Origin of the sequence: Acidovorax sp. 22279 (assembly GCF_052045435.1) — a bacterium.
In the GTDB taxonomy this organism is placed as follows: domain Bacteria; phylum Pseudomonadota; class Gammaproteobacteria; order Burkholderiales; family Burkholderiaceae_C; genus Acidovorax; species Acidovorax delafieldii.
Genome location: NZ_JBQEOV010000011.1, coordinates 56733 through 69082, shown reverse-complemented (window position 1 = coordinate 69082; position 12350 = coordinate 56733). Strand labels below are relative to the sequence as shown.

The following is a 12350-nucleotide window of genomic DNA, read 5'->3' as shown; positions in this document are numbered from 1 at the left end:
ATGCCACGGGCACAAGAAAAGCCGCTCCCAGGAACGGCAACAAAGGGTATCGCATCGAATTCTCCGCTGATCACTGAAACAGGAGGAATTCGGCGAGATGGGGGGCGACGCTCGCCCTCTTGCTAGGTCAAGAAGCGTTCAAACATGCCCAGGCCCTTCCCGCCGAAGAGTTTCAGCGAGGGCCTTGGGGGGGCGTTCGAGTCCTGATGTCGTTGCTGTGGAGAAATCCACACTCAACTCAGGCGGGGATGCGGAGACTGTGCCGACAAGGAATGGCTGCACATAGAGTGAGGGGAATGGGTAGGCGCCCGGCAGATGATGGTGGTCCGCATTCACTGAACCAACGAGGGACTCCCCATCGAGGGAGGCATGATCGCTGCCCGCTTCGGCGAACGCATCTTCCAAGTGTTCAGCCTCGTGGTGGCCCCAGTGCGTCGATCCTTCCAAATGCTCATGCATGCAGGTTGCCGCCGCCGCACTCCAGGAAAACTGGAAGGGCAGCAGCACCATCAGGCAGATGAGGAAGGCGCGACGCATCGGGGCGAGTGTACCTGTCGGCGATCACTGCATGCCGATGCTCAGCCGCCTGCGCCATACATTTCCTGCAGGCGCTGCTTTTCAGCGGCGGACATGCCCAGGAACTCTTGCTGTACTTGGTCGCGGGTTTTGGCTGGGCCGGCTGCCTTGACAGGCAGAGTACCCCCACGCGACAGGACCGCCAGTGTTCCATCCTTGCGTGCGGCTTCCACCGACTGCATCACTTCACCACGGGATTTGGTGCTCTGAACATGATCCGGGTGTGTGGTGTAGCCGATTTCACCGCCCGTGGGGTGGTACAGCGACGAGGCAGAGGCCAGGCCAGGGGCTGCGATCACCAGTGCGGCCAATGAAAAAGCGAGGGATTTACGAGTAGTCATGGGTGCGTCTCTTGGTTCAAGTGAGCCTTTGGCGACTTGCCTCGGCTATGCCTTTCGACATGGGGTGCACTTTAGAAAGCGGCCCACGACAGGGCACCAACAGCCAGATGACAAATTCGTAATCTACGAACGTCCCGCATTCTTCGAGAATGGGTGTATGAAAATCCTTCTCATCGAAGACGAAGTGAAGCTGGCCGAGTACCTGCGCAAGGGTCTTGGAGAAGTCGGTTACGTGGTGGATGTCGCGCACAACGGCGTAGACGGTTTGCACATGGCGCTGGAAGGCGGGCATGACCTGCTTGTGCTGGATGCCATGCTGCCGGGAATCGATGGCTTCAGCCTGCTCAACGCTTTTCGTAAATCCAGGCAGACACCGGTCCTGATGCTGACGGCCAGGGTCAGCGTGGAGGACCGGGTACTGGGACTGCAAACAGGCGCAGACGATTACCTAGTCAAACCCTTCGCGTTTTCCGAACTGAATGCCCGCATCCAGGTACTGCTCAGGCGTACCCATGGCGCGCGGGACACATCCGAACCCACGCAACTACGCCTGGCCGACCTCGAAGTGGACTTGTTACGGCGCAAAGCCTCCAGGAGTGGCCAACGGCTGGACCTGACGGCCAAGGAATTCCTGCTTTTGACGCTGTTCCTGCGGCGCAAAGGTGAAGTCCTGTCACGCACCGAGATTGCCGAGCAGGTATGGGACATGAACTTCGACAGCGATACGAACGTGGTGGAGGTCGCGATCCGTCGTCTGCGTAGCAAGATAGACGTGCCTTTCCAGAGGCCGCTGCTTCACACCATCCGGGGCATGGGCTACGTCATGGAAGAGCGCAACGCATGAAGGTACTGGACCGCCATCGTTCGTTACGCCAGCGGCTGTCCTGGTGGCTGGCGCTGCAGAGTTTTGCCGGACTCGGGTTGGTCTGTCTGGCCGTCTACTTGGTGACGGAGTTCAATTTTCGTGACCGCCAGGAGGAAACGCTGGCGCAAAAGGAGAACGTCATCCGGCACCTTCTGGCGGATGGCAAGGAGCACCGGGATTCCGAGGACCTGACTCACAAGCTTGATGACTTTCTGGTGGGGCACGGGGATCTTTCACTCCAAGTTTTGCAGCCTGACGCAGGCGTGCTTTACACGCACACCCAGAACCAGAACGCGCATACGGTGCTGCGCCAGCGGCAATTCGACGTGGCGCAAGGCGATGGGCTGGCGCCGAGGGTATTGCGCGTGCAACTGTCGCTGGACATACAGACCGACAACCAGTTGCTGCACCGGCTCGCAGTCACTTTGCTCGTGGCTGCGATCGGGGGCACGATCGTGGTGTCGCTGGGAGGATTTTCCCTGGTCAACCTCGGGCTGGCGCCAGTGCGAAGGCTTGCCAGTCAAACACGTGCACTGTCTGCGGATAGCCTGCATCAGCGGCTCGACGGCGGAGAGCAACCCCTTGAACTCGTGCCACTGATTGACCAGTTCAATGCACTGTTGGCACGCATCGAGAAGGCCTATTCACAGATGGAGGGCTTCAATGCGGATGTGGCGCACGAGTTGTGCACACCGCTGGCCACGCTGATTGCCAACAATGAATTGGCACTCCGGCACCCCGACCAAGCGGACATGCAGGAAGTCATCGCATCCAATCTGGAGGAACTGCATCGCCTGACGGGCATTGTCAACGACATGCTGTTTCTGTCCCAGGCGGATCGCGGTGTGGGTGCGCGCCGTGCACCAGTGTCAAGCCTTGCGTCGTTGGCTGCGGACGTTCTGGACTACCACGAGGCGTCGCTGGCTGAGGCGGGACTCACGGCCAAGGTGGTGGGAGACGTGCAAGGCGCCTTCGACGCCCCTCTGCTGCGTCGGGCGTTGTCCAACCTGCTGGGAAATGCCACGCGGTACGCAAGGCCGGGTTCGATTGTTCAGGTGTGTTTCAAGATGACTGACGAGGACCGTGTGCTCATCACCGTCACCAACTGCGGCGACACGATTGACCCCGAGATACTTCCGCATTTTTTTGATCGATTCTTCCGCGCCGATCCAGCCCGCAGCCATGGGCAAAGCAACCATGGGCTCGGCCTGGCCATCGTTGGCGCAATTGCCCGCATGCACCAGGGCAAGCCCGTCGCGTGGTCAGACAGTGGGGTAACAAGCGTTGGTCTGGAGATCAACGCCCATTGATACCGGTCACCCTACCGGAGTGTTTATGGGCAGTCTTCTTGCAAGGGCATCTGAAGCTACTTTTCGACGGCTTGTGCTCACTCATGCTTTTTCAGCTGCGAGTGTTTCGTTCATTCGTACAGCAGCGATCACACCTGACAGCAAGGTGATGGCCGCGACCAGCCACACTGCGGCGGCCAACCCAAAAAGGTCCGCAGTGATCCCCGCCAAGAGCGCACCGACCGCGTAGCCCAGATCGCGCCAGAGCCGGTACACACCCACCGCAGAAGCGCGCCAGGCGGGATGGGCTACATCTCCGATGGCCGCCAGCAAGGTCGGATAGACCATCGCGGTACCGAGCCCGAGAAGGACAGCGCCAAAGCCGAATCCCAGAAAGCCTGCACTCAGCGCGGTGACGGCAACACCCACCGCCTGCACCCACATTCCCCAAACGATCAGTTGTTTGCGTCCGATGCGATCAGACAGCGCTCCCGTAAAAATCTGCGCCATTCCCCAGACAGCCGGGTAGATTGCGGCGAGCGTGCCTATCTGCGCCAAGCTCATGCCTGCAGCGGCAAAAACCAGGGGAAACAGGCCCCAGGCCATGCCATCGTTGAGGTTGTTGACGAGTCCTGCCTGGCTGATGCTGGAGAGGTTTTTGTCGGTCAGAGAGGCGCGGCGGAAGATTTCCCCCTGGCTGGGTAGTGCCACTTCTTGACCGGCATGGTGCGTGAGCACTTCTTGGGCCACATAGTGCCGGGTCTCGCGGACCGCCAGCACCGAGAACGCCAAGCCAAACAGCACATAGGCCACACCAAGGTAGAAAGGTTGTGGCCGCAGCCCGTAGTGAGAGGCCAGCCAGCCGGTGGCAAGAGCACTGCCCGCCACCGCAAAGTAGCCAGAAAACTCGTTGAGACCCATAGCAAGGCCCCGCTGCTTGGGCCCCACAAGATCGATCTTCATGATGACGGTGGTGGACCAGGTGAGGCCCTGGCTCACCCCCAGCAGCACATTGGCCGCGACGATCCAGTTCCAATCGGGCGCCCACATCAGCATGAAGGGCACAGGGGCTGCAACAAGCCATCCAGCCACCAGGACATGCTTGCGGCCATAACGGTCGGAAAGCCGTCCCGCAAAGTAGTTGGTCAGCGCCTTGGTGATGCCGAAGACGACGATGAACGACAGAATCGCCGCCCGCGCCGCAATGTGGAACTCTTGCTCGGCGATGGCCGGGAGAATGCTGCGCTCCAGGCCCACCATCGCGCCGACGAAGGCATTGACCAGGACCAGCAAAGAGAACTGGCCCAGGTTTTCACGCAACCCCAGGCGGACGGCGGCCGTGTGCATCGTTCAGCCCTCCAAACCGAGGTTGAAACGCACCATCGCATCCATGGCGGCCGGGCGCGGGGGAATCTCCTGCGTCAGGAAGCTGATGAAGGCACCGCGCTCCATCGTCAATGCCGGATTCCAGCGTTTCTCGAATCCCAGCGTTGAAGAGGGCTTGCCAGACAAGCCCGCACCACAGGCGCTGCCAGCCTGGTGCCCCGGATAGATTTCGATTGCGTCGGGGAGCGACAGAAGCTTGGTGTGCAAGGTGTCATAGAGAACACCCGCCATCTGCTGCTCCTGCCCAGCCAAGTCAGGCCGACCAACGGCGCCAACGAACAGGGTGTCGCCGGTCACGACGAACCAGGGAGCCTCACCGCGCCGCTTGTCGGTGACCAGCAGACACAGGCTGTCCGGCGTATGCCCTGGCGTATGCAGAACCTTGACTTTGACGTTGCCGACATCGAGCAGCTGTCCGTCCTGCAATGGCAGAAAGTCGTACTGCACCTGACCGTGATTGGATTCGTGCAGGCAATAGGGGGCATGAACCTTCTGTGCCAGCGAACGACCACCCGAGTAATGATCGGCGTGGACATGGGTGTCGATGACGTGGGTGATTTCGACATTGGCCTCACGAGCCGCCTGCATGAACCAATCCTCGTCGCCAGCCACCACATCGACCGCGATGGCTTTGCCCAGTCCAGCGCAGCCGAAAAAGTACGACAAGGAGGACTCCTTGGTAGCCAGTTGCTTGAAGAACATAGGTGCCTTCTTAAAAAACGAGAACTTGTCGGCCTTTGCCGTCCAGGCGATCAGTTCGCTTTGAGGGCCGACTCAATGGCCTCACTGCGCGGAGGTTTCGATGGGCAGGCCGCTGGCAGCCCACTCGCTGACACCGTCACTGATCTTTCTGGCTACGAAGCCACGGGCGCGCAGCAGTTGCACTGCCTCGTCAGACATGAGGCAGAAAGGCCCCCGGCAGTAAGCGACGATGGTGCGATCCGCAGGCAGATCAGCCAGACGCTTTTCCAGCTCATCCAATGGCATAGAGCGCGCAAAAGGCAAATGCCCCGCGTTGAACTCGCTGGAAGGCCGTACGTCGATCACGACGATCTCTCCGTGCCGTGCTTTTTCCAGCAGGCTCTCCCGCCCCTCCGATACCAAGGTATCTGGCTGAGACGTCATTTGCTCAAGGGCAACGCGTAGTTCGACCAAATGCTCTTCAGCGGTCTCCCGCAGGGCGACCCACAGATGAGACACGTCTTGACCGCTCAGGCGGTAGTAGATGTGCCGACCGTCGCGCCGAGTTGCTACTAGGCGCGCTTCCCGCAGTGCTTTGAGATGCGCGCTGGCCAGGCGCAAGTCGATACCAGCCTGCAAGGCCAAGGTCTCGACCGATTTCTCGCTTTGGGCGAGCAACTCCAACAGCTCCAGCCGTTTTGGGCTTGAGAGGGACTTACCAATGCGGGCGACCTGCTCGTAGAGCAGGTCTTTCAACGTTCGTGCATTCATGATCTTTTAATCCAACGATTATTGGATTATATGGCGAATGCTATTTTTCAGCTGCCACAGTTCGCACTCGGGCGAGCCGATGCGAGCGTCTGGTCCCTCCCCCTTGAAAGGGTTGCAAGTGGGGAAATAGCGCGGGCGCGTCGTTGCCGGATCCACAGATACCCCGTAACTGCTGAGGAATCACACAGGCGCGACTTCGCATGGGTTGGTTTTCTCAGCCGCGTTGGTTCTGATGAAAGTCGCGCTGGCCGCGACTGCCGAACAAAAGCCGGTCTCTAACGCCCGCGCAGTACCAAGGTGAAACGCGGGCCTGGTGACGGAGGAAGCCGTCGGCGTACCTTCTATTTCATTGACCCGCCACGTGTTCGTGCGGTTGTCACTTGGACGGCATGGCCGCTTGGCGGTCCACCATCATTTGCATCATCTGTTCCATCATGACCATGCGGCGCTCCATCTGGGCGTGCATGCCCATCATGCCGCCCATGCCCGAGCTTCCAGAGGCTGCAGGCATGGCCGGTTTGGCCTGCGCCCCTTGCGGGATCATTCCCATACCCATGCCACCAGAACTACCTGCGCCCATCATGGCCATGCCTGACTGCATGAGCTTCATGTGTTCATCCATCAGCGCAGAACGTTCGGCGGGAGTCTTAGCTGCCTGCATATTTTTGTGCATTTCCTGCATCGCCTTCATCTGACGATCAAAGGCGTCCGGTGTTGGCGGGGTAGTAGCTGCCGGGGCAGTCTGGGTGGCTACGCCACCGCTCTGCGCATCACCGGGGTGGTGGCCTGCATGTTCGTCCGCAGGTTTTGGAGATTGCGCGATAGCACAGCCCGCCACGAAAAGCGTTGTCAACAGCCCAGCGACGACGTTCAGACGCATGATGGTCTCCTTGTTGGTTCAACTGCAGCATGACGACGTACGGATCGCAGCATCTTGATTCACGTCAACAGAGGTTGTGGATCGAGACGGACAGCAGCAGCCACCGGTTGTTCGGCGCGATGAAGTCGCCACCACTGCGTCTGCTTTGTATCCAGCACGCTCAATCGCGGAGCGGACAAGCTCCACAGTGCGTTCTCCGGCTTGCGCAGGGATGCGCACCTGACGTGCGGCTACGTCGATTTCTACTTCGACGCCCGCTGGCATTTGGGCCTGAGTTATTGCTCGACGAATGCGCTGGGCGCAACCGCCGCATGTCATATCAGGAACATTGAAATGGACCATGTGAGCCTCCTTTGGTTGATTCACGGTTTGACTATGAACCTTGCCATGATGAGAAGGTCAATCCCATTCGCAAAGATCAACCGGGCGTCAAGATCGAGAGCGGCCGTCGCTTGAGTAGATAAGGCTATGCCAATTCGATCATGCTTAGCGAGCTGCATGCTGAGAGACACTTAACGTCTTATCAAGCCGCTTATGAACCTCCCGAACCTACTTAGGCTGGCTTGAAGGCGCAAGCCGTGTCCGGATTCAACAGATTGTTGTGTTTCATCTCCATCCCGAAAAAGGATGGCCCCCGCTCCGAACCTCCGATAAGAGATCGCCAGCGGACTTCCATGGCGGCTGGACGACCGACCGCAACCGCTGCAAAGCGATCCCAGCCAAGGAGCGCATTGCTGCAGAAACCCGGTACGCCCAAGCTCTGGACAAGCAGCTCGGTGGCCCAGAACAGGTCGCAGCCGCGCTGGACACCATGCACCGCCTGGAAGAATCGCCACCCGAGGTGGTGTCTCCTGGCGATCTCACCTTGCTCAAGGCCTGGGACAAAGCCAGTGCGGCGGCCAAGCAGACGGGGTTCAGGGATCTGGGGGAAAGGGATGGGGCGTACTTTGAAGTACGGCTGGTGTGAGGGTGTAGGTCCACTGAGGACACGCCATGCCGATCAACGCGCCCTGGAACTACCCGACCTTGATGTGCACGCCACCAGGCGGGGGCGGTGGCGTGTTCCCCACGGAGATCCTGCTGCCGCTGGAGGCTGAGGCGTATGCGGTCACGCAGGAGTGTGAGATCTGGCGGGTGACGGTGAAACACCCCGATGAAGCGGTGTATGCGGGGCCGGGGCCTGTGGTGCTGGTGGAGTCGCCTACGCCGTTTTGAAGCAATTTGATTGCACCGCACCAGCTACTGGTTGTATGGTGCAACAGCCTGCAAGGAGTCGATATGTCGATAGACCGTGCCAACTATCCTGAGGTGCTCGCCTTCAGCAACTACTCAGTTCTCCATCTCCACTTGCTCCTCCAGTTAGGCGACAGGCTGCGGCGTCTCAGGAAAGCTCAAGGCCTGAGCACGGTGGCGATGGCGAGTCACTTGGGAATCTCGCGCGCAACGCTGAGAGCGGTCGAAGCAGGAGATTCCACGCCGTCTATGGGCACATACTTGAAAGTCATGTCCGCTGTGGGCATCGAGGGCGACTTGGCGTTGTTGGCAGATGGCGTCATGCAAACGGTCAAGCCAAACACTGCGGCGGCAGGAGCAAGCCGCGATGCGCCGTTGGCTCGAATCATCGTTTCTGCAGATGCCTCTCGCCACCGGATCCAGGATCTACAAAGTCTCGCTCTCCATGAAGAAGCGGTGCGACGCGTTCGCGCTGAGCCTGCGTTGCTCCAGCAGGCCCAGGCAGTGCTTCAAAAGTGGCTGGATGTTGGGGACCAACGCTCAGCGAGCCTGTGGGTTGAGTGGAAAGACATCCTGGAGCATCGCAAGTGGCGTAAGGCACTGGGGAGAACCCATCGAGCGCAGGAACTGAGGCAAGCGTCCCCGATGACCGCTGTTCTGCCGCCAGAGGTCCGAAAACACATCCTCCAAGAAGTTCGTGACCTGAAGGAAGGCGTCGTTCTTGAAATCGCCGGTAGGGCTCGTCAATGACCAGCGCAGTTCGGACTAGCCACTGGCGACGGCCGGAATTTGACGCTCAATCCCCAGGGTCGCACCATCGCTGGTGCGCACTGATCCCCGCCATTTCCACGGAGCAAGCCATGGCCCTTGAAGAAGACATCTCTGCTCTCACCGAGCTTGTACAGGGCATGGTCGATGAGTCAGGAGACCAAACCGGTTTTGATGCAAAGGTGTGGCTGTACAGTGGGCTTACTGGTGTGGTCCCAGCATTGGGACATCGAAGACCCATCGATGTGCTCAATGAGTCGGACGGCCTGGAAGTCGTGAAGAGCTTGCTCTTGCGAGCCCAATCCGGTGCCTCCTCGTAGGCATGGGCAGGGAGTGGGTTGGTCGTGAGTCAGGTCTGGACCAGTCGCTATCCCCGCTGACCAATTGACACCGTGCAGAATGCCTACGGCTATGTCCTCTAGCCAGAACGCCCCGTATCTCCCTGCGTCTACTCCCCGTAGCGCGGATGTCGCTCTGTACCTAGACCTCGATGGTGTTGTCCACCATGAAAAGGTGCTCTGGCATCCCCGCAAGGGCATCTACATGAGCCCGTATGAGGCTGCAGGACACACTCTTTTCGAATGGATTCCTATCCTGGAGTCGGTGCTTGAACCGTACCCGGCAGTCGCTCTGGTGCTGAGTAGCACCTGGTGTATCCGCCCCGGATACAGCGCAACCCTCAAACGGCTTCCGGCCTCCCTGCGTGCCCGGTTCATTGGTGGGACGTACCACAAGCGTGTCCATGGCGTGGATCCCTGGAACCTTTCCATGTTTCGCACTACACCCCGGGGTGTGCAGGTTCAAGAAGACGCTCGGCGCCGAAGGCCCCGGCAGTGGCTGGCACTTGATGACGATTTGGAGGGGTGGCCTGACTCTTGTCGGGAAAATCTGGTTGCGTGCGAAGGAACTACCGGCTTGTCCAACCCCGTAGTTCAACACGAGCTGAAGGAAAAACTGCGCGGCTGCCATACAGGGTTGTCCGCCTAACCCAGTAGTTTCTGAAAGCAACCAACCGATGATGCGACGCCACTCCGACATCCTCGCGGTCTTGCAATCTGTCGCTGGCATCGTGAAACTTCGCCACGCGGCCAATGTGCTCAGCCGTCGGACAGCCAGTATCGGCTTCATGGATTTGGATATCGGACCGTTGGTTCTCGAAGCGCCAGCTCGCCACATCGGCGAGGTATTCGCCTTGTCCTCACCTCCGGTGGCCAAGCTCGAGCAGGCTGTTGCATTGAGCTTGCCCCGCACTTCGTATTTCAGTAGGAAGGTCAACGGCCGCAAGTGGCCATTGATGAGGTCCCCATGAAAACACACTCAACCTCAACGAGTCGCCTCACAAGCAACAGCCCAAGCGCAGTTGAACATCCGTCGCCCTACGCGTCTGCTGCTCAGACCAAGGCCTTTCTGGCTGGCAGCCTGGCCGCCCGGACGGCTCGCTTGGAAGCTAATGACATGCTCTGCACAGACATGGCTGCGGATCTGGTCGGTACCACCCCAGTGACGATCAATGCGTGGGTCGCCAAAGGGCGGGCGATCGGATTGACCCAGGCCCGGCGTGGATTCAAGTTGCCTCGTTGGCAGTTTGAACCTGCCCTATGGGATGCATTGCCCAAGCTTTCAAAAGCCTTGGGAACGACTGAGGGCTGGGCACTACTCGCCTTCTTGGAGACACCATCGGGCGCTTTGGGTGGCCGGACACCGCGTCAGGCGATAGAGCAGGGTCATCTGGCCCGTGTGATTGAAGTGGCGGGTGCTGAGGGCTATTGACCCCCCTACGCCTCATGAATCTCGCAGATCTTCAGTACATCCCTTACTTCTAGCTCCTAGTTCCGGAGCTTCTTTTCAGCGTTCAGTATTCGAGCGCCCCTGCGGGCACGGTGAATATAGGGACACGGCTACTCCTGTTGCCTCAATCGAATCTGCTTTCACGGCGATTTGACAATACCGGTCAGCCGGTTGCCTACCTTGCTGAACGCCCTGAAACCGTATTTACGCGGCGATCTGTCGTCGTGAAGCCTGATGAGTGTCATCTGAGATGGTGAGTGCAAAGCCATTTCATAATGAAAGCTCCCGTGGAATCCGACACATCGCCCAGGCAGGCCTTGTCGGGAGTTCGTGGCGGGAACAACCACCGCGTTATCGGAACCTGCGCTTGGGATATGTAGACACGAAGGATTCAGAAATGGCAGACGCAGTTGAAGTTGGAAGCACCAATGTATATGCCGACCTTGGATACCCAGACGCTGAGGCGTTGCAGCGAAAGGCTTCGTTGGCGTCGCATATAGCTTGGACGATCAATGCGCGACATCTGACCCATGAGGCAGCTGCAGAATTACTTGGGATAGATCAAGCAGACATCGTGAAGATTGTTCGTGGGCAGTTCCGCGGCACGAGTGAAGCAATGATGCTTGAATGGATTGCGAGGCTCGGTCACGATGTGACGATCCTGGTGACCAAAACAGCACGGCAAAGGCCGGGGAAGATTAGGCTGGAGTTCCACTGCTCATCCTGAGCACCAAGCTCACCAGAACGTTGTTTTAGATAGAAGCCGCGATCATCAGGGCCGCATTTCTTCCGCCTCCAGCCTCTGGTGAGGCAGCCCAGCCCAACGTTCACTGCTTACAGTGGATTGAGCAGTGCCAGCGCCTTGCGCTTACCCAGCTTGAGCACTTCAGCAATGCGCTCCAATTGCGCTGCCCGTGGATGAACATGGCCCGTCTCCCACTTGTAGACAGATATCGAAGAAGCACCCAGCAACTGAGCCATCTGCTTCTGCGTAATACCGAGTGCTGCGCGTTTGTCGATCAACACCTGAGCATCGAACGGGATCTGCTTTGACTTCTTGGGAGTGACGTCTTCAGTCACTGCCTTGGCTTTGGGCGCATCCGTTGCTTTTACCTGCCGTTGGGTGGCCTTGAGCTGTGAGGTCAGCGCCTTGACCTCACGCTTAAGTGCTGCGATCTCCGAGCGATGGCTGGTGATCGCCTTGCGCATCCCCTGAAGCTCAGGTTTGAGCTCCTTGCGCGCCATGCGAACAACTTCTGCGCGAAAGGCATTGGAAAACGTATTCATAGGCCCAATGGTAACTTTGACGCCTTATCGCGCGCTTAGGGGCAGACGCACCACCGTATCGCACACCTTCTTCGTCCCCCAAAAACAAAACCGCCAGAGGCCTGAGCTCATGGCGGTTTGCTTCGGTGGTGACGAGAAAGTTTGACTTACTTCCCAGCCTTGTCCGCCTTGCGCTTGGCAGCCTTGGGATCCACCACGGCCTTGAACTTGGCACCCGCCACAAACTTCGGCACCGTGCTTGCAGGAATCTTCAGCGCAGCACCGGTCGATGGATTCTTGCCCGTGCGTGCTGCACGCTTGGCGGACTTGAAGGTTCCAAAGCCCACCAGCTGCACGGCATCGCCTTTCTTCACAGCGGTCTGGATGGTGTCGATCAGCGTTTCCAGCACTGCATTGGCTGCGGTCTTGGACAGATCATTCTTGGAAGCCAGGATTTCAACGAGTTCTGCGCGGTTCATGGATGCTCACGTGTAGAGGTTGGAAAG

General features: G+C 58.9%; 19 protein-coding genes. 10 read left to right on the top strand and 9 right to left on the bottom strand.

All coding sequences use genetic code 11. The annotated features are described in order from the left end of the window. Positions 1–138: 138 nt before the first annotated feature. Together ACTJKQ_RS15500 and ACTJKQ_RS15495 are read right to left on the bottom strand one after the other, a co-directional pair. Positions 139–537 carry a hypothetical protein gene (locus ACTJKQ_RS15500; protein WP_309826223.1) on the bottom strand — a complete coding sequence of 133 codons (399 nt, stop codon included), beginning with the start codon at positions 535–537 and terminating at the stop codon, positions 139–141. Positions 538–578: 41 nt separating this feature from the next. Then, complete coding sequence (locus ACTJKQ_RS15495) at positions 579–917, bottom strand: DUF4148 domain-containing protein (RefSeq protein ID WP_309826225.1); 339 nt, start codon at positions 915–917, stop codon at positions 579–581. 157 nt (positions 918–1074) lie between these two features. Between ACTJKQ_RS15495 and ACTJKQ_RS15490 the strand changes: the two genes are divergently transcribed. Continuing rightward, positions 1075–1761, top strand: a complete 687-nt coding sequence (locus ACTJKQ_RS15490; protein ID WP_440597372.1) for a heavy metal response regulator transcription factor — start codon at positions 1075–1077, stop codon at positions 1759–1761. After that, on the top strand, positions 1758–3092 hold the full coding sequence (locus tag ACTJKQ_RS15485) for a heavy metal sensor histidine kinase (RefSeq protein WP_440597371.1): 1335 nt from the start codon (positions 1758–1760) through the stop codon (positions 3090–3092). Before ACTJKQ_RS15490 ends, ACTJKQ_RS15485 begins: the two co-directional genes overlap by 4 nt. 81 nt (positions 3093–3173) lie before the next feature. On the opposite strand, the gene ACTJKQ_RS15480 is transcribed toward ACTJKQ_RS15485, so the two are convergent. The 5 genes from ACTJKQ_RS15480 to ACTJKQ_RS15460 form a co-directional block, all read right to left on the bottom strand. Next, a complete protein-coding gene (locus ACTJKQ_RS15480) occupies positions 3174–4418 on the bottom strand; it encodes an MFS transporter (RefSeq protein ID WP_309826229.1) in 1245 nt (414 codons plus the stop codon). Between the two features lie 3 nt (positions 4419–4421). After that, entirely contained in the window at positions 4422–5159 is a 738-nt protein-coding gene (locus ACTJKQ_RS15475; RefSeq protein ID WP_309826231.1) for an MBL fold metallo-hydrolase, read from the bottom strand. Positions 5160–5240: 81 nt separating this feature from the next. Further along, a complete protein-coding gene (locus ACTJKQ_RS15470; RefSeq protein ID WP_309826233.1) occupies positions 5241–5909 on the bottom strand; it encodes an ArsR/SmtB family transcription factor in 669 nt (222 codons plus the stop codon). A 376-nt stretch (positions 5910–6285) separates the two neighbouring features. Then, the gene (locus ACTJKQ_RS15465) at positions 6286–6789 is read right to left on the bottom strand and encodes a hypothetical protein (protein WP_309826236.1); all 504 of its coding nucleotides are present in this window, start codon (positions 6787–6789) and stop codon (positions 6286–6288) included. 18 nt (positions 6790–6807) lie between these two features. Next, a complete protein-coding gene (locus ACTJKQ_RS15460) occupies positions 6808–7131 on the bottom strand; it encodes a heavy-metal-associated domain-containing protein (RefSeq protein WP_309826238.1) in 324 nt (107 codons plus the stop codon). A gap of 469 nt (positions 7132–7600) precedes the next feature. Between ACTJKQ_RS15460 and ACTJKQ_RS15455 the strand changes: the two genes are divergently transcribed. The 8 genes from ACTJKQ_RS15455 (at position 7601) to ACTJKQ_RS15420 (ending at position 11305) form a co-directional block, all read left to right on the top strand. Continuing rightward, positions 7601–7756 carry a hypothetical protein gene (locus tag ACTJKQ_RS15455; protein WP_440597370.1) on the top strand — a complete coding sequence of 52 codons (156 nt, stop codon included), beginning with the start codon at positions 7601–7603 and terminating at the stop codon, positions 7754–7756. A 26-nt stretch (positions 7757–7782) separates the two neighbouring features. Next, entirely contained in the window at positions 7783–8004 is a 222-nt protein-coding gene (locus tag ACTJKQ_RS15450) for a hypothetical protein (protein WP_440597369.1), read from the top strand. 63 nt (positions 8005–8067) lie between these two features. Beyond that, positions 8068–8772 carry a helix-turn-helix transcriptional regulator gene (locus tag ACTJKQ_RS15445; RefSeq protein WP_440597368.1) on the top strand — a complete coding sequence of 235 codons (705 nt, stop codon included), beginning with the start codon at positions 8068–8070 and terminating at the stop codon, positions 8770–8772. A 110-nt stretch (positions 8773–8882) separates the two neighbouring features. Continuing rightward, complete coding sequence (locus ACTJKQ_RS15440) at positions 8883–9110, top strand: hypothetical protein (RefSeq protein WP_440597367.1); 228 nt, start codon at positions 8883–8885, stop codon at positions 9108–9110. Between the two features lie 79 nt (positions 9111–9189). Continuing rightward, positions 9190–9777, top strand: a complete 588-nt coding sequence (locus tag ACTJKQ_RS15435) for an HAD domain-containing protein (protein WP_440597366.1) — start codon at positions 9190–9192, stop codon at positions 9775–9777. Positions 9778–9808: 31 nt separating this feature from the next. Then, complete coding sequence (locus ACTJKQ_RS15430; protein ID WP_440597365.1) at positions 9809–10099, top strand: hypothetical protein; 291 nt, start codon at positions 9809–9811, stop codon at positions 10097–10099. Further along, positions 10096–10560, top strand: coding sequence for a hypothetical protein (locus tag ACTJKQ_RS15425; RefSeq protein ID WP_440597364.1), 465 nt, complete (start codon positions 10096–10098; stop codon positions 10558–10560). The genes ACTJKQ_RS15430 and ACTJKQ_RS15425 overlap by 4 nt, the downstream gene beginning before the upstream one ends. Before the next feature lie 415 nt (positions 10561–10975). Further along, positions 10976–11305, top strand: coding sequence for a helix-turn-helix domain-containing protein (locus ACTJKQ_RS15420; RefSeq protein ID WP_440597363.1), 330 nt, complete (start codon positions 10976–10978; stop codon positions 11303–11305). 107 nt (positions 11306–11412) lie between these two features. Here the strand turns inward: ACTJKQ_RS15420 and ACTJKQ_RS15415 are convergent, their stop codons facing one another. Further along, positions 11413–11865: a helix-turn-helix domain-containing protein gene (locus ACTJKQ_RS15415; RefSeq protein WP_440597362.1), complete on the bottom strand. Its 453-nt coding sequence runs from the start codon at positions 11863–11865 to the stop codon at positions 11413–11415. A 146-nt stretch (positions 11866–12011) separates the two neighbouring features. Next, complete coding sequence (locus ACTJKQ_RS15410) at positions 12012–12323, bottom strand: HU family DNA-binding protein (RefSeq protein ID WP_056057356.1); 312 nt, start codon at positions 12321–12323, stop codon at positions 12012–12014. Positions 12324–12350: the final 27 nt, after the last annotated feature.

Bases quoted from the DNA above. Each gene is read 5' to 3' on its own strand.
- ACTJKQ_RS15500 (WP_309826223.1), bottom strand. From the start codon at position 537: ATGCGTCGCGCCTTCCTCATCTGCCTGATGGTGCTGCTGCCCTTCCAG.
- ACTJKQ_RS15495 (WP_309826225.1), bottom strand. From the start codon at position 917: ATGACTACTCGTAAATCCCTCGCTTTTTCATTGGCCGCACTGGTGATC.
- ACTJKQ_RS15490 (WP_440597372.1), top strand. From the start codon at position 1,075: ATGAAAATCCTTCTCATCGAAGACGAAGTGAAGCTGGCCGAGTACCTG.
- ACTJKQ_RS15485 (WP_440597371.1), top strand. From the start codon at position 1,758: ATGAAGGTACTGGACCGCCATCGTTCGTTACGCCAGCGGCTGTCCTGG.
- ACTJKQ_RS15480 (WP_309826229.1), bottom strand. From the start codon at position 4,418: ATGCACACGGCCGCCGTCCGCCTGGGGTTGCGTGAAAACCTGGGCCAG.
- ACTJKQ_RS15475 (WP_309826231.1), bottom strand. From the start codon at position 5,159: ATGTTCTTCAAGCAACTGGCTACCAAGGAGTCCTCCTTGTCGTACTTT.
- ACTJKQ_RS15470 (WP_309826233.1), bottom strand. From the start codon at position 5,909: ATGAATGCACGAACGTTGAAAGACCTGCTCTACGAGCAGGTCGCCCGC.
- ACTJKQ_RS15465 (WP_309826236.1), bottom strand. From the start codon at position 6,789: ATGCGTCTGAACGTCGTCGCTGGGCTGTTGACAACGCTTTTCGTGGCG.
- ACTJKQ_RS15460 (WP_309826238.1), bottom strand. From the start codon at position 7,131: ATGGTCCATTTCAATGTTCCTGATATGACATGCGGCGGTTGCGCCCAG.
- ACTJKQ_RS15455 (WP_440597370.1), top strand. From the start codon at position 7,601: ATGCACCGCCTGGAAGAATCGCCACCCGAGGTGGTGTCTCCTGGCGAT.
- ACTJKQ_RS15450 (WP_440597369.1), top strand. From the start codon at position 7,783: ATGCCGATCAACGCGCCCTGGAACTACCCGACCTTGATGTGCACGCCA.
- ACTJKQ_RS15445 (WP_440597368.1), top strand. From the start codon at position 8,068: ATGTCGATAGACCGTGCCAACTATCCTGAGGTGCTCGCCTTCAGCAAC.
- ACTJKQ_RS15440 (WP_440597367.1), top strand. From the start codon at position 8,883: ATGGCCCTTGAAGAAGACATCTCTGCTCTCACCGAGCTTGTACAGGGC.
- ACTJKQ_RS15435 (WP_440597366.1), top strand. From the start codon at position 9,190: ATGCCTACGGCTATGTCCTCTAGCCAGAACGCCCCGTATCTCCCTGCG.
- ACTJKQ_RS15430 (WP_440597365.1), top strand. From the start codon at position 9,809: ATGCGACGCCACTCCGACATCCTCGCGGTCTTGCAATCTGTCGCTGGC.
- ACTJKQ_RS15425 (WP_440597364.1), top strand. From the start codon at position 10,096: ATGAAAACACACTCAACCTCAACGAGTCGCCTCACAAGCAACAGCCCA.
- ACTJKQ_RS15420 (WP_440597363.1), top strand. From the start codon at position 10,976: ATGGCAGACGCAGTTGAAGTTGGAAGCACCAATGTATATGCCGACCTT.
- ACTJKQ_RS15415 (WP_440597362.1), bottom strand. From the start codon at position 11,865: ATGAATACGTTTTCCAATGCCTTTCGCGCAGAAGTTGTTCGCATGGCG.
- ACTJKQ_RS15410 (WP_056057356.1), bottom strand. From the start codon at position 12,323: ATGAACCGCGCAGAACTCGTTGAAATCCTGGCTTCCAAGAATGATCTG.